The sequence below is a fragment of the Shewanella scandinavica genome (assembly GCF_031932065.1).
GTDB classification, from domain to species: Bacteria; Pseudomonadota; Gammaproteobacteria; order Enterobacterales; family Shewanellaceae; genus Shewanella; species Shewanella baltica.
In genome coordinates, this window is sequence record NZ_JAUOES010000012.1 from 75,727 (window position 1) to 90,817 (window position 15,091).

Sequence of the window (15,091 nt, forward strand, 5' to 3'; positions counted from 1 at the left end):
AAGTCGCTGGCGCTCGGTTTCGCTAGCTGATATTTAAGAGTCGTCTCTAACCAGATACGGGCGTCGATTCAAATCTCGACTCAAGCCTGATTTGACTCAAGAAAGTCCTGTGCGAAGCGTTGCAATACGCCGCCCGCCTCGTAGATAGACACTTCTTCGGCGGTATCGAGACGACAGGTGACGGGCACTTCGATGCGCTCACCGTTTTTACGGCTGATAACAACGGTCAAATCCGCTCGTGGCGCTGGCGTGCCGAGCACATCGAACACTTCGGTGCCGTCTATGCCATAAGTTGCACGGTTTTCACCCGCTTTAAATTCCAGTGGCAGCACGCCCATACCCACTAAGTTAGTGCGATGAATGCGCTCGAAACCTTCGGCGACAATGGCTTCTACACCCGCTAAACGTACGCCTTTGGCAGCCCAGTCGCGCGACGATCCTTGGCCGTAGTCAGCGCCCGCTATGATGATCAGCGGCTGCTTACGTTCCATATAGGTTTCAATCGCTTCCCACATACGGGTCACTTGGCCTTCGGGTTCGATACGGGCCAGTGATCCTTGCTGTACTTTACCGTCAACCAGCGCCATTTCGTTTTTAAGCTTAGGGTTGGCAAAAGTCGCGCGTTGGGCGGTTAAGTGATCGCCGCGATGGGTGGCATAAGAGTTAAAATCTTCTTCTGGCAAGCCCATCTTGTGCAGATATTCGCCGGCGGCACTGTCCATCATAATGGCATTCGATGGTGATAAATGGTCGGTAGTGATGTTGTCACCCAGTACTGCTAACGGGCGCATGTCTTTTAACGTGCGTTCACCCGCCAACGCGCCTTCCCAATAAGGAGGGCGGCGAATATAAGTCGACTGCGCTCGCCAATCGTACAGCGGGCTAATTTGGTCACCGTAATCGACGGCTAAATCGAACATAGGCTCGTACACTTTACGGAACTGCTCGGGTTTAACACTTTTAGCGATCACGGCATCGATTTCTGCATCCGATGGCCAAATGTCGATAAGTTTGACGGGATTGCCTTCCTTATCTACTCCCAGTACATCCTTTTCGATATCGAAACGTATGGTGCCTGCAATCGCGTAGGCAACCACCAATGGCGGCGAGGCCAAGAAAGCTTGTTTAGCATAAGGGTGGATACGGCCATCGAAGTTGCGGTTACCCGACAATACGGCTGTGGCGTACAAGTCGCGGTCGATGACTTCTTTTTGAATCACAGGATCCAGCGCGCCGCTCATACCGTTACACGTCGTACAGGCAAACCCAACAATCCCAAAACCGAGTTGTTCAAGTTCAGGTAATAGCTTGGCTTCTTCTAAATATAATTGCACCGCTTTAGAGCCGGGTGCCAGTGAGGTTTTGACCCAAGGTTTGCGGCTTAAGCCTTTAGCGTTGGCGTTGCGGGCAATCAGACCAGCAGCAATCACGTTGCGTGGGTTACTGGTGTTAGTACAGCTGGTAATTGCTGCGATAATCACAGCACCATCGGGCATTAAGCCGGGCTCGTTTTCGACTACGCCGCTAATTCCGCGCTCAGCCAATTCTGATGTTGGCACCCGTGCATGTGGGTTTGATGGCCCTGCAATGGTGCGCACCACCGAGGATAAATCAAAACGCAAAACCCGTGGATAGTGCACTTCGGTCAAGCTGTCGGCCCACAAACCTGCGGTTTTGGCATAGATTTCAACCAGTTTAACTTGCTCGGCTTCGCGGCCAGTTAAGGTCAAATAATCAAGGGTTTGCTGGTCGATGTAGAACATGGCCGCAGTGGCACCAAATTCAGGTGTCATGTTCGAAATCGTGGCGCGATCGCCTAATGTCAGCGCCGCTGCGCCTTCGCCGAAGAACTCTAAGTAAGAGGAGACGACTTTTTGTGCGCGTAAAAATTCGGTCAAGGCCAATACGATATCGGTAGCTGTAATGCCAGGCTGCGGTCTGCCCGTGAGCTCGACACCGATAATGTCCGGTAGACGCATATAGGATGCGCGCCCTAGCATGACGCTTTCGGCTTCTAAGCCGCCGACACCTATGGCGATAACGCCCAGTGCATCAACGTGTGGTGTGTGGCTGTCGGTGCCAACTAAGGTATCAGGGAAGGCCACGCCATTGCGTGAATGCACCACAGGCGACATACGCTCTAAGTTAATTTGGTGCATGATGCCGTTACCCTGAGGGATAACATCAATGTTTTTAAAGGCTTTTTGCGTCCAATCAATAAAGTGGAATCTGTCTTCGTTGCGTCTGTCTTCAATGGCGCGGTTTTTGGCGAAGGCGTCTTTATCAAAACCACCAAATTCGACAGCGAGTGAGTGATCCACAATCAGCTGGGTTGGCACAACTGGGTTCACTTTGGCCGGGTCGCCACCCTTAGCGGCAATAGCGTCACGCAGACCCGCAAGGTCAACTAAAGCGGTTTGCCCCAAAATATCATGGCACACCACGCGGGCAGGAAACCAAGGGAAATCCAGTTCTTGCTTAGATTCGATAATCTGTTTTAGCGAGTCGGTCAAAACGGCCGGATCGCAGCGACGGACTAAGTTTTCAGCCAGCACGCGCGAGGTGTAAGGTAGATTGGCATACGAGCCAGCTTGAATGGCTTCTACGGCTTCGCGGGTATCGAAGTAATCGAGTTGAGTGCCGGGTAAGGGCTTGCGATATTGGGTATTCATAGCAGTGCTCATAACATCATCCATTTCGGAAAATGAAGTTGGCGCGAGACTTACATTGAGTGAAATCTCGCGCCAAGTGTGGTCAATTTTGCTTAACGGTTGGCAATCGGTACCACTTTGCGCGGCGCCACGCCCACATAATCGGCACTCGGGCGGATGATGCGGTTGTTAGAGCGTTGCTCCATCACGTGCGCCGCCCAGCCTGTGACGCGTGAACACACGAAGATTGGCGTAAACAACTTAGTCGGAATATCCATGTAGTGGTAAGCGCTGGCATGGAAGAAGTCAGCATTACAGAAGAGTTTTTTCTGTTCCCACATCAGGGCTTCGCAGGCAACTGATACTCGATATAGGCGGTCGTCACCGTTGGCTGCCGCTAGTTTTTCTGACCATTCTTTGATGATGGCATTACGTGGATCGCTGTCGCGGTAAATCGCGTGACCGAAGCCCATGATCTTATCTTTACGCTCGAGTTTACCCATTAAGATGTCGCGCGCATCGGCTTCGTCTTTCATGTCTTGGATCAGTTCCATCGCCGCTTCGTTTGCGCCACCATGCAGCGGGCCGCGCAGTGAACCAATCGCCCCTGTGACACACGAATGCATGTCTGACAGGGTGGATGCACAGACGCGCGCGGTAAAGGTTGATGCATTAAACTCATGTTCTGCATAAAGAATCAAGGATACGTCCATCACTTTTGCATGCAGTTCAGACGGCGCTTTACCGTGTAATAAATGCAGGAAGTGCGCGCCAATTTGGTCGTCATCGGTTTCAGTGTCGATACGCACACCGTCGTGACTAAAGCGATACCAGTAACAGATGATTGATGGGAAGGCGGCCAATAGGCGATCGGTGATTTCACTCTGATCGGCAAAGCTGTGTTCGGCTTCTAAATTGCCCAGCATAGAGCAACCAGTACGCATCACATCCATAGGATGAGTGTCAGCAGGAATGCGCTCTAACACTTCTTTTAAGGCTTGTGGCAGACCGCGAAGGTCTTTGAGTTTGGCTTTGTAAGCATCTAATTGTGCTTGAGTGGGCAACTCGCCGTAAAGAATGAGATAGGCGACTTCTTCGAAGGTGGCGTTTTCACCGAGATCTTTCACATCATAACCACGGTACGTGAGGCCCGAACCTGACACGCCCACTGTGCTTAATGCGGTTTCGCCTGCGCTTTGGCCACGTAGTCCTGCGCCGCTTAACTTTTTACCTTCTGACATAATGTAATCCTTCCGTTAACGCTATTTGATTATTGCCAGCGCCGAGCGCTGGCGTTTATTGGTTAAGGCTGCTGGTGTAGGGCGGCAGCTTGTCGGTTATTTATCTTGGCTAAACAGTTGATCTAACTTGTCTTCAAAGGCGTGGTAGCCCAAGTATTGATACAAGTCTTTACGGGTCTGCATAGTGTCGAGCACGTTACGTTGATGACCATCATTCATCAGCGCTTGCATCACGTTCAGCGCCGCTTGGTTGGCTGCACGGAACGTACCCAGTGGATAGAGCACCATGTCGGCACCCGCCTCGGCGAGTTCTTCTTTATTGAACAATTGAGTTTGGCCAAATTCAGTCATGTTGGCCAAAATCGGCGCCTTGACTTGGGCCTTGAAGTGGTGATATTGATCGAGCTCAGTTAAGGCTTCGGCGAAGATCATGTCGGCGCCGGCGGCGATATAAGCTTTTGCGCGTTCGATACCGGCTTCTAAGCCTTCCACGGCGACCGCATCGGTTCGCGCCATGATCACAAAGTTAGGATCGGTACGGGCATCGACCGCCGCTTTAATGCGATCCACCATTTCTTCGATACTGACCACCGCTTTGTTAGGTCTGTGGCCGCAACGCTTTTGCGACACTTGGTCTTCCATGTGCACAGCGGCGACGCCGATTTTTTCGAATTCTTTGATGGTACGAGCAATGTTGAATGCGCCGCCCCAGCCAGTGTCGATATCAACCAATAAAGGCACTTGCGTGGCAGAGGTGATACGACCAGCATCAATCAGCACATCATTCATTGAGGTCATGCCTAAGTCAGGCAAACCGTAGGAAGCATTGGCAACGCCAGCGCCAGAAAGATACAAGGCTTGGAAGCCTGTTTGTTCTGCCATCAAGGCAAAATAGGCATTGGTGGTGCCAACGATTTGTAACGGTTTGGCCTTAGCAAGAGCTTGGCGAAAACGTAATCCTGCGCTTTGGGTCATGGTTTTATCCTTTTCCATTTTATGGGAAGTGGGCATAGTGAGCCGTAAGAACTTAGCTAATGTTGGCTAAGGTTTCTTTTGCGGCTGCATTGGCTTGCAATTCAATTAAGCGTAATTCGGTATTTTTACGCCCCTGTTCGATATGGCGGCGCATCAGCAAACTGGCGAGTTCACCATCGCGCTGGGCAATGGCTTCGACTATGCGTCTGTGTTCGGCAATCGCTTTCACGGGGCGGTTTTTATTGGTGCACTGGTAGCGGTACATGCGCAGCAGGTGATACAGGCCGCCGACTAAGGTTTCCTGCAGATGCTTGTTACCGCTGGCTTGAATAATTTGATAGTGAAAATCGACATCGCCTTCCTCTTGGAAGTAGGTATCACCTTTTGCGAGCGCTGCTTCCTGCATGGCGAGCAAATCTTCTAACTTGGCTAATTGTTCTGGGGTGATACGACTAGCGGCGAGTTCGCAGGCCATGCCTTCAAGTACGCTACGCAGTTGATATAAGTCGTTAAGTTCGCTCACTGTCAGTTGTGCGACGCGGGCGCCAACATGGGGGGCGCGCACCACTAAGCGTTGTCTTTCTAAGGTTTGCAGGGCTTCGCGGGTCGGGCCGCGGCTGATGCCGTATTTTTCGGCCAGTGCTTGCTCGTTAATCTTGCTGCCTGCAGGTAGTTCGCCTTTGATTATGCTGGTTTGGATCTGCACCAAAATTTGATCGGCGAGTGTGGTCAACGTTTTATCTGCCGAGGTCGATTTGACCTTATGCAGGTGGGGAACTTGAGTGTCATCAGAAACGAACGTCGTGTCTTGCTTCAACATAGAGCGCATCACTATTAATAGGATTGTCGACAATGGGTAAAAAATAGCCCTCCCTTGGTGGATTGTCAACAATGTGTTTACTTAGACGTAAGTCTATATTGTAGGTCGATCTTATTTAAATTGTTGATTTAAATTGTTTTATTTTTATGTTGTCGATTTTAATATTTTAGCTTATGAATTTTTAAATATTAAATTGTCAACAATGAGGTGGTTTTTGCCGTCCGTTCTTGTTGCAGGTGTTGATAGCTTTGGGGGAAATAGTCCAAATGCATTTGGCATGTTTGTCCTTCGCGTTATGCTATGGGCGGAATGACACGCTTGGAGGTGACAGTGGAAAAAGTGTTAGTGAGCAGTTGTTTACTCGGGCAAGCGGGTTGGGCAGCGTATCTTAACCGCTCAGAGTGAGGATGTGACCTACGCTTTTAGTCTGGGAGCCGATCTCGCGCTTAAGCTGGCGCAGCAAGAAGGGATTAAAGTGGCGATTTTAAAAGCCCGTAGTCCATCCTGTGGGAATAAGCAGATTTACGATGGTCAATTTGCGAAACAATTAATCACGGGACAGGGATTGACGGCTGAAAAACTCAGCGCCGCAGGGATAACCGTATTCAATGAATGTGAGTTATCCGCTGCAGCGGCATGGGTTGCCGAACTAGAGCAAAGTTAGAAAAGAACTAGAGCAGATCTAGCTCGCTTGAGTGTGATTAGTGCTGGTGGCGCTATCCGCGACATTTTGATTTGTTTGCAGTAACGCATGAATTTGTTGATCTTTTTCCGCCCACACTTGGTTTAACCAGCGTTGGAACTCGACGCGATACTCAGACTCAGAGAAGTAACGCGTTGGATCGACTTGAGGTACGGGCAGGGCGTTGATCCGCACGATAATCTTGCTGACCTTGCCGTTCATCACCCCAAACAGAATATCTTCAGGCGCATCTGGGTAGACGATTGTCATATCTAGCAGATTAGTAAATTGCTCACCCATGGCCGATAGGGTAAAAGCGATTCCACCTGCTTTAGGACGTAACAAATGTTGATAAGGCGAGTTTTGGCGCTGATGTTTATCTTGGGTAAAACGGCTGCCTTCAACATAGTTAATGATTGACGTGGGCATATTGCTAAACTTGGCACAGGCGCGGCGTGTGGTCGCTAAATCTTTGCCCTTAAGCTTTGGATTCTTCTTGAGTTTTGCTGGGCTGGTTCTGTTCATAAATGGCATATCCAGCGCCCAACAACCCAGTCCCATAATCGGCACATAGATGAGTTCTTTTTTGAGGAAGAACTTCAACATAGGAATATGGTTGCGTAACACATAAGTTTGCGCGGCGATATCGAAGCCACTGAGGTGGTTGCTGATCAGCAAGTACCAGCTGTTTTTATCGAGTCCTTCGAGCCCTTCGACGTCCCACTCAATTTTAGCGATCAAATACAAGATGCCACCGTTGCAGCAGGCCCACGCCCACATAAAACGATTCATAACCGCAGTCACCGCATTACGTGCACTTTGCGCTGGCATCACGAGTTTTACGACTCCGCCTATGCTGATAAGCGAGCCCCAAACGGCGGTATTAATGATCAGCAAGCTTAAGCTCAGCATAAACAACACTGGCCCGGGCAGGAAATTCAACATAGTGGCGTTACCTTTATTCTTTATTCGCTTGGCTAGCGAGTTGGCTTAACACTTGATCCTTAGTGAGCCAGAGTTGATTCAGTTGTTCTTGGAAGCCAATTTTAAAATCGCGGTCATTCATATAATCGCCGCGCATCGCAGGATCAATATCAGAAACCTTGATGTGTACTTTAACGCTTGGCAACTTACCTGTCAGGTAGTCCCAATAGCTTGGCACTGAGTCTGGGTAATAAATGGAGACATCGACTAGCTTGTGGATCTGTTCACCCATGGCCGATAGCGCGAAGGCCATGCCGCCTGCTTTAGGTTTTAACAAATGTTGGAACTGTGAGTTCTGCTTTTGATGTTTAGCTTTACTGAAGCGCGTGCCTTCGACAAAGTTCATCACACTTACAGGTTTAGCCTTGAACTTAGCACAGGCTTTACGTGTAATTTCAATGTCTTTGCCCTTTAGCTTAGGGTTTTTACGTAGCTGTGCCGTGCTATAACGGCGCATAAACGGAAAATCGAGCGCCCACCAAGCTAGGCCTAAAATCGGCACAAAAATCAGTTCTTGCTTGAGGAAAAACTTCAAGAAAGGGATTTTTCGATTAAAAATCCGCTGCAGGATCAGGATATCGACCCAAGACTGGTGGTTGGCTATTACCATGTACCACTCTTTAGTGGAAAAGTCGGTGTCACCACTCAGTTCAATCTTAACGGGATGTAAGCAGCGTTCAATTACGCCATTAACACTGATCCAAGCGCTGGCACAAAAATCGAGTACATGGCTAGTTGCAGTCCTTAATGGACTGATAGGTATCAGTTTTATAAAACTGACCAACAGGATTGGGATAGTCCAAAAGACGGTATTTATAACGTAGCCTAAAAATGCGATACAGCCTTTTATCTGTGAAAACAGCGTTCCCATCCGAGCCCCCTGACAAAAATTGGAGGCCTATGTTACTCGGTGTCGGCGTTTGGCTCAATCTTAGGCACTGCTGGTCGGTGCATTTGTTAACATTTATTCCCGGGCAAACTTAATATTGCTGGGATAAGCGGGCGAGTAATCTATCCATAGCGCGATAACCCAGTGCTTGGGCGATATGGCGGCGTTCTGTGTTAGGCACTTGTTCCAGATCGGCAATCGTGCGCGCAACTCTTTGTATACGATGAAAACTGCGAACCGAGAGGCCAAGCTTTACCACGCTTTGCTCCAAAAACACTAAATCAGCGTCACTGAGTCCGCTAAAGCGTTTCAATTGTTTCCCTGTGAGTTCACTATTGAGCACGCCAGCGCGGGCGAGTTGCAGCTCACGCGCCAGTTTGACCCGCTTGGCGATATCTTGGCTGGTTTCTGTTTGCGGCGCGGCTTGAGTTAATGTACCCGCGGGGAGTTTGGGGACTTCAATGGTTAAATCGAAACGGTCGAGAAACGGGCCTGAAAGCCGCGAAAGATAACGCTGAATCTGTTCTGGGCTCGATCTGTGTTGGCTATCGATATCGCCACTCGGGCTGGGATTCATCGCCGCGATCAATTGGAAGCGACTCAAAAATGTCAGCTTAGCGGCGGCGCGGGAAATCACCACTTCGCCGGTTTCCATCGGTTCGCGCAGGCAATCTAAGACTTTACGCGGAAATTCAGCCACTTCATCCAAGAATAATACACCGCGATGGGCGAGGGAGATCTCCCCAGGTTTTGGGATACTGCCACCGCCCACGAGGGAAATCGAAGAACTCGTGTGGTGCGGCGCCCGAAAGGGTCGCTGTAAAAAATGCTGCGGCTTAATGTCGAGTCCAGCAACGGAATGAATTGCTGCTACTTCTAATGCTTCCTCATAATTAAGCGCTGGCAATAGCGCCATCATGCGACTGGCAAGCATGGTTTTGCCCGTACCTGGCGGGCCAAGCATCAAGAGGTTATGGTTTCCCGCCGCGGCAATTTCGAGTGCTTGCTTGGCCTGATATTGGCCAATCACATCGCTTAGGCAAGTATGGGACTCGGGCGTCTCTTGGCTGATCCATTCTAATTGCGGCGCTAACGTCGGCAGCTGATTTTGCCCCTGTAAATAAGCGGCTAAGCTCTGAAGGTGCGAGCCAAACAACACATTGGGATAGCCGACTAACTCGGCATCGTGGCGATTATCCAGCGGCAATATCAAGGTATGGTCTTGGCGCTTAGCGGCGATAATCGCCGGTAATAATCCTTGGCAATAACGTATGTGCCCAGACAGTGCCAACTCACCGACAAACTCAAGATTTTTTAAACTATTAGTTGGGATTTGTTCCGAGGCGGCCAATATGCCCACGGCTATGGGTAAATCGTAACGACCACCTTGTTTAGGTAAATCTGCTGGCGCGAGGTTAACGGTTATCCGCCGCATCGGAAATTCGAATCCCGCATTGATCAGTGCGCTGCGCACCCGCTCGCGAGCTTCTTTTACCGACGCTTCGGGTAACCCCACCAGATTAAATGCCGGTAAGCCATTGCTCAGATGCACCTCAACTGTGACTTGGGGTGCTTCGACCCCACAACTGGCTCGGGTATTGACGCAGGCAATCGCCATAAACAAATCCTTTTGTTGTTCATTTCGCACAGAATTTGAGTGTAGCAGTAATTGACGTTAGGGGTTTTCGATTAACTTGGTCATTCGCCTCATCAGTAAGCTGCTGAATCTGGCTATACCGTTCCCGTGATAGCTTTGGCAAATTGCCATATTGGACGATAGCAAATAGTTGATAGAAATGATAAAAAGCAAACATTGGAGTCCTGAGGTCAATATGGATATGTTGTTAGCAGAAAATTCCCCCATTCGTCAGCAGCTGCTAGAGCAAAAGCTGGCGCAGTTTAAAGACCCGCATCTTGCCCATACGCTTTCGGCATTTATTCGAAGTAGTGTCGATCTCTATCCCTGTGCAATCGAGGACTATACCCAGTTAGGTAATAGCCGACTGGGTGGATTGCCGGATTTGCCTGTTGGCATGGATTATCCGGTGACTTTGGTAGGAAGGGAGGAGATGTTGGATGGCTATGTTGAGAGCTTTGGCCATACCCGTGAGTTTATTAATGAGCATTGGCGGGAGGACTGGCAGGACGATTGGGAGACAGATGAGGCGCATCTTTGGGATTGGGACGAGGCTGCGCAAGCCTTCCGTGTGCCCATGCAATTTATCGCACAAATCAATTGTAGCGACCTGAAGGCTTTTCAATCTTATTTACCTCGAGAAGGGCGATTGTTGTTCTTTGTGGAGCGCTGGCGATTCTCGGAAATGCTTCGCGGCCATGTCTATTATGTCGCTGAGGATCAGCAGCTTAACTCTGGGGAAGCGATTGCCGAACTTAAGTTCGACGATGCGGTATGTGCAAACTATGAGTATGAGGCGGCTTATCAACTTCAGGGGATTGCCAGCATTAAGATGATAGCCCCTGACATGATTAATAGTGACAACCCGCATTTAGTAAAGTTAGCCAAGGCACGTTTACAAGCGCTACCAGAACCGCAACAAGCTATGGTGCTGGAGGCTCTAGCGGTTGTGGATGATGAATTGGCACCAGAGTGGCAAGATCAGCTCTATTTCTTTGATCTGATGAAAATGAATAAACACGGGTTAATCCCCGGTCAGATTCTCACTCAAGCACAATGGTCAGCGCTACCCGACTGGCAGTCATCTAACTTGCAGGCATTGCTCGTCCCCGAGCTGCCGCTGCCGTATTACAATGGTATCGCCAGCATTAATGGCCATGGCGATAGTCGCTATAAAGCCCCCGAGCTCCACGCTGCAGCTGAGTTAGGCGGCAATGCCGAAGATTATCTGGTGCTGTTCAAAGTCGTCTATAGTGAGCACTCGATGCAGTTGAATTTTATTATCCATCGAGACGATCTCGCGTCGGGTCAATTTGAACGCATTTACTGCATTTATGATTATTAGTTCATTGAAAGGTTGGCTACAGCCAACCTTTTTGTTTGGCGATGCGGGCTACACGGCACTTGGAGTATATCGAGACGATTGAAGATGTATGTTGCGACCGATTAAAAGAAGAGTCGCAAGCACAATTTAGTGCCTTTGAATGAATATGAGTTATAAAGGATTGATTCTGGGAGAAATGATTACCACTGAATAGATTGAGTGCTTGATAGTTATATTTAATTATTTCAATCAGTTAATGGAGATTAGTCAACCTATGCCATTATATGAGGGCATCGTTGCACAGTCTCAGTTGGTTGACCCTCCACTGAAAATCATGGTTCCCCTTCCAACGACCTTGATTCAACTTGACCGCTAGGCTGCATTAACGTCTGAGTTCTAACTTGTATTCCTTTTAAGTTCCCGTCATTTTCTACGTGGTTAGGTCGCAAGACTGACCATAAGGCCGCCACTTACATCCCCATAAACATTCTGCTACTGAGCCACTCGAACTCCTTATACTGACAGGGTGTCGGAATAAATAGTCAGCATATAAAGTATACTTTGTATCATTTTGTGGTTTAATCGAAACATCTGCTGCTGGTTTTAGCAACATTTTGGGCGGCGATGCGGTAACAAGGTTGTGAATCGATAATAATAAAGTGACCTCTTGTGAAGGATGACATTTGAGGGAACATGGTCGAGGAGAACTCGCCTATGCGTTCGTGGATGTTAGCGTGTGTGTTTATCTGTACTGCGGGGTTTGGTGGGGCAGTTTGGGCTAAACTCGATGTTGTATTTTTTAATCCCGGGGCTGTCGATGACAGTTTTTGGGGGGACGTCGACCAATTGATGCTGGAGGCGGCGACGACACTCGATATTAAGCTCGAAATCATTCATTCCGATCGCAATCATTTCAAGATGATCACCCAACTCGATGAGTTGTTAGCTTCTGCAAAAGTACTACCCAATTACGTTATTCTGGTTAATGAAAAACAATCCGCGATAAAAATGCTGCAAGCGCTTTCCCCACATCCTATCTACGTGCAATTGATTTTAAACGATATCTCTATCGGCGAACGTGATGTTTTACTGCAAGATCCCCATTGGCAAGAATATCTGTTACCCGCCATTATTCCCGATAATTACGCTATAGGTTCGGCGACCGCTAAAGGCTTAATGGACGACTTAGAGGGAAAGCAGGCTAAAGTTTTGTTGATTTCGGGCGATAAGTCGACGCCTGCTTCAGTGCTACGTACCCAAGGTGCCAGCGATTATTTCTTTATACAGCCCAATGCCACTCTGACTCAAACGGTTTATGGCCAATGGAGTGACGCAGTAGCTTATGGTCAAGCGCTCACTCTGCTGAACCGTTATCCCGATCTAAACGTGATTTGGACCGCCAGTGATCGTATGGCGATTGGAGTGCTTAAAGCATTGAAGGAAAAAGGCTTAGTCTCGGGTAAAGATGTATTTGTCAGTACGATCAATACGTCACCTGAGATTTTACAGCTTTGTCGCCAACACGCGGTGAGCATTATTGGTGGCGGGCACTTTATGGCTGGCGCGTTAGCTTTGGTTGAGTTGCAATATTATCAGCAGCATAAGCGCTATATTCCCTATGACAATGTCACCTTGTTCGGCGTTTTACTGCCTGATTCGGCATTTTATCAAATGTTAGTTGCTCGGGATTGGCCACAGATTTTCCAGTCTCAGATTTTGAATAAGTTGCCCTTCAAGGCGTAATAACGGGTGTACATGAAGCATCGAAATCATTCTATTAGTCATAAGATGACGCTGACAATTATCGGGGTGAGCTCATTTTTTGCTGTGTTAACTATGCTGGTGCAGCTGATTTGGAACTATCAGGATAGTATCGACAATGCCACGTCGGATATCCGCGAATATTCAGAATCTATTCTGCCGAGTGTGGCGAAGTCGCTGTGGGACGTTGACCGCAGCCTGCTATCTGATTTGCTCTCTGGTCTAGGAATGATGCCGTTAGTGTCGAGCGTGCATTTAGACAGTATCGACGGCGTCACTATGCAGCTGGGTAAACCGCTGTTAACCGACGACGAGTCGCAAACCCTGTTTCATTATCCTGTGACTTATCAAGATCAGCTGATCGCAACCTTAACCGTAGGCTTAGATACTAACCAGCTTTACTACGAGCTTTGGCGGCAGTTGATTTTTATTGTGCTCGGCAATGGCTTAAAGACCCTGCTGATGATCTATTTGATCTTGACCTTAGTGCGACTCATGGTGACAGATAGACTGTCGGCATTGGAAGATTTTACTAATAAAATCAATCTAAAATCGTTAAAAAAGTTGTCTGTTCCCGAAACGGTGACCGCCAGTCCTGACGAGATTGCTCATGTGGCATTGTCGCTTAAGGCCATGTACCAAAGGATACGCAATGACCTCGCTATCAATAAGCGCCATCAACGTGCGTTACAGCAACAGCAGCATTTATTGTCGGACTTAGTGAAAGAGCGGACCAAAGAACTGGATTGGCAGTCGCAATCGAATCAGTTGCTGGCGGAGATTTCGTTGCAATTTTTGAGTATCGACACCTGCAATGTAGATAAAACCTTAGCTGAGGTGTGCCACAAAATCGGTCAGTTGTTTGATGTTGAGAGGGTGAGCATTCTCGAATTTCATCAACAGCATGCTTATTACCGCAGTTTTTGGACCAGCGAGTTTCATGCTAACAAGGTCCAAGGGATTTCGGTGGACAACATTACTCAGCTTGCTAAAAAACTCGAGACAGAATCGACCTTAGTGATTGAGGATCTTGAGGCGTTAAAGGACTTCTCACCACAGGAATATGAGGTAATGAAATCCGTGGGCATTTGCTCTATTGCTGCCTTTGCGATTAAAAATGCCGGAGAGTTATTGGGATTACTCTCGCTGTCGACGGTGTCGCGGCCCTTGAATTGGAACGCCCAGAAAAAGAATATGCTGACTCAGTTTGCCTCCGCATTGAACGAGTTACTGCTGCGCGAGCAAAAAGAGCGGCAGATGATAGTGCTGCAACAAGCGCTGGTTACTGCCAATACTCAATTGAAAGAAAAGGCCGAAACCGATGAGTTGACTGGGTTAGCGAATAGACGTCCTTTTACCGAAAGGCTAGAGACTGTGCTACAGACCAAGACGCCAGCGGGGCTGTTGATGTTGGACGTCGATTATTTTAAATCCTATAACGACACTTATGGTCATATTGAAGGTGACCTAGTGCTTAAGCGTGTGGCGGATGCCTTAGCGCAGTGCGATATCCTGCCGCACAATGCTTTATTGGCGCGCATCGGTGGCGAAGAGTTTGCCTTAGTCGTTGAGCATGTCACGCCGGCACAGTTAACGGCCATTGCCACGCAGCTATGTTATCTCGTCGAGCAACTCAATATTCCCCATCAAGCTTCTCCCTTGGCTGTGGTGACCATCAGTATTGGCTGCGTGTTTTTGCCATTAGATAAGGTCTCGGGACTTAAGATGCCCGACGTGTTACGCCGTGCCGATGTTTGTCTCTATCGCGCTAAGGATAAAGGGCGTAATAGGGTCGAAGTTGAAGTGATTTAATGGCATAGGGGCAAGTCAGCCTTGTACCTATACCTATTGCAGTCTTTTGTTGCTCGGCACCAGTTGAGTATTGCTCCATCATTAGGTGCTCTCTGCGCTTAATAATTGGGATTAAGCCTCAAATTGTCCTATCTCCATGCTTAAGCAATGCTTAGGTCATCAGCGTTCGTCATTTAGCCATCTGGCGATATTTAGGCTAAATCAGCTGAACCTCTTTATGTCACAGACCGCATTCAATCATGCTAACTAATTGATAACATTTGCATGAAACTGTGCTGTAGATCCATCGTTAAGATAAAAATTACTCAAGGTGAGG

Annotated in this window: 10 protein-coding genes and 1 pseudogene; 4 read left to right on the forward strand and 7 right to left on the reverse strand. The window is 48.5% G+C overall.

Going from position 1 to position 15,091, the window contains the following annotated elements; genetic code table 11:
• Positions 1-80 precede the first annotated feature (80 nt).
• From acnD to Q4Q50_RS12395, 4 genes are all read right to left on the reverse strand, one after another.
• Complete coding sequence (acnD, locus tag Q4Q50_RS12380; protein ID WP_311899539.1) at positions 81-2,684, reverse strand: Fe/S-dependent 2-methylisocitrate dehydratase AcnD; 2,604 nt, start codon at positions 2,682-2,684, stop codon at positions 81-83.
• A gap of 80 nt (positions 2,685-2,764) precedes the next feature.
• Positions 2,765-3,892, reverse strand: coding sequence for a bifunctional 2-methylcitrate synthase/citrate synthase (gene prpC / locus Q4Q50_RS12385; protein WP_311899540.1), 1,128 nt, complete (start codon positions 3,890-3,892; stop codon positions 2,765-2,767).
• 96 nt (positions 3,893-3,988) lie between these two features.
• The gene (prpB, locus tag Q4Q50_RS12390; protein WP_311899542.1) at positions 3,989-4,867 is read right to left on the reverse strand and encodes a methylisocitrate lyase; all 879 of its coding nucleotides are present in this window, start codon (positions 4,865-4,867) and stop codon (positions 3,989-3,991) included.
• 52 nt (positions 4,868-4,919) lie between these two features.
• On the reverse strand, positions 4,920-5,687 hold the full coding sequence (locus tag Q4Q50_RS12395) for a GntR family transcriptional regulator (protein WP_311899544.1): 768 nt from the start codon (positions 5,685-5,687) through the stop codon (positions 4,920-4,922).
• Between the two features lie 367 nt (positions 5,688-6,054).
• Between Q4Q50_RS12395 and Q4Q50_RS12400 the strand changes: the two are divergent.
• Positions 6,055-6,351, forward strand: a pseudogene (locus Q4Q50_RS12400) (2-thiouracil desulfurase family protein); the annotation flags it as partial.
• An 18-nt stretch (positions 6,352-6,369) separates the two neighbouring features.
• Here the strand turns inward: Q4Q50_RS12400 and yihG (Q4Q50_RS12405) are convergent.
• The 3 genes from yihG (Q4Q50_RS12405) to Q4Q50_RS12415 all read right to left on the reverse strand — a co-directional run bounded on the left by yihG (Q4Q50_RS12405) (position 6,370) and on the right by Q4Q50_RS12415 (position 9,860).
• The gene (gene yihG, locus Q4Q50_RS12405) at positions 6,370-7,314 is read right to left on the reverse strand and encodes a 1-acylglycerol-3-phosphate O-acyltransferase, YihG family (RefSeq protein ID WP_311899545.1); all 945 of its coding nucleotides are present in this window, start codon (positions 7,312-7,314) and stop codon (positions 6,370-6,372) included.
• Positions 7,315-7,327: 13 nt separating this feature from the next.
• Positions 7,328-8,224, reverse strand: coding sequence for a 1-acylglycerol-3-phosphate O-acyltransferase, YihG family (gene yihG / locus Q4Q50_RS12410; protein WP_311899546.1), 897 nt, complete (start codon positions 8,222-8,224; stop codon positions 7,328-7,330).
• 109 nt (positions 8,225-8,333) lie between these two features.
• The gene (locus Q4Q50_RS12415; RefSeq protein ID WP_311899547.1) at positions 8,334-9,860 is read right to left on the reverse strand and encodes a YifB family Mg chelatase-like AAA ATPase; all 1,527 of its coding nucleotides are present in this window, start codon (positions 9,858-9,860) and stop codon (positions 8,334-8,336) included.
• Between the two features lie 214 nt (positions 9,861-10,074).
• Between Q4Q50_RS12415 and Q4Q50_RS12420 the strand changes: the two genes are divergently transcribed.
• The 3 genes from Q4Q50_RS12420 (at position 10,075) to Q4Q50_RS12430 (ending at position 14,775) form a co-directional block, all read left to right on the forward strand.
• The gene (locus Q4Q50_RS12420) at positions 10,075-11,223 is read left to right on the forward strand and encodes a DUF1963 domain-containing protein (protein ID WP_311899575.1); all 1,149 of its coding nucleotides are present in this window, start codon (positions 10,075-10,077) and stop codon (positions 11,221-11,223) included.
• Positions 11,224-11,916: 693 nt separating this feature from the next.
• On the forward strand, positions 11,917-12,945 hold the full coding sequence (locus tag Q4Q50_RS12425; protein ID WP_311891219.1) for an ABC transporter substrate-binding protein: 1,029 nt from the start codon (positions 11,917-11,919) through the stop codon (positions 12,943-12,945).
• 45 nt (positions 12,946-12,990) lie between these two features.
• Positions 12,991-14,775, forward strand: a complete 1,785-nt coding sequence (locus tag Q4Q50_RS12430) for a sensor domain-containing diguanylate cyclase (RefSeq protein ID WP_311899576.1) — start codon at positions 12,991-12,993, stop codon at positions 14,773-14,775.
• Positions 14,776-15,091 lie beyond the last annotated feature (316 nt).

Coding starts and splice junctions, on each gene's coding strand:
- prpC (WP_311899540.1), bottom strand. CDS start 3,892: ATGTCAGAAGGTAAAAAGTTAAGCGGCGCAGGACTACGTGGCCAAAGC.
- Q4Q50_RS12415 (WP_311899547.1), bottom strand. CDS start 9,860: ATGGCGATTGCCTGCGTCAATACCCGAGCCAGTTGTGGGGTCGAAGCA.
- Q4Q50_RS12420 (WP_311899575.1), top strand. CDS start 10,075: ATGGATATGTTGTTAGCAGAAAATTCCCCCATTCGTCAGCAGCTGCTA.
- Q4Q50_RS12425 (WP_311891219.1), top strand. CDS start 11,917: ATGCGTTCGTGGATGTTAGCGTGTGTGTTTATCTGTACTGCGGGGTTT.
- prpB (WP_311899542.1), bottom strand. CDS start 4,867: ATGACCCAAAGCGCAGGATTACGTTTTCGCCAAGCTCTTGCTAAGGCC.
- Q4Q50_RS12395 (WP_311899544.1), bottom strand. CDS start 5,687: ATGTTGAAGCAAGACACGACGTTCGTTTCTGATGACACTCAAGTTCCC.
- Q4Q50_RS12430 (WP_311899576.1), top strand. CDS start 12,991: ATGACGCTGACAATTATCGGGGTGAGCTCATTTTTTGCTGTGTTAACT.
- yihG (WP_311899545.1), bottom strand. CDS start 7,314: ATGTTGAATTTCCTGCCCGGGCCAGTGTTGTTTATGCTGAGCTTAAGC.
- acnD (WP_311899539.1), bottom strand. CDS start 2,684: ATGAGCACTGCTATGAATACCCAATATCGCAAGCCCTTACCCGGCACT.
- yihG (WP_311899546.1), bottom strand. CDS start 8,224: ATGGGAACGCTGTTTTCACAGATAAAAGGCTGTATCGCATTTTTAGGC.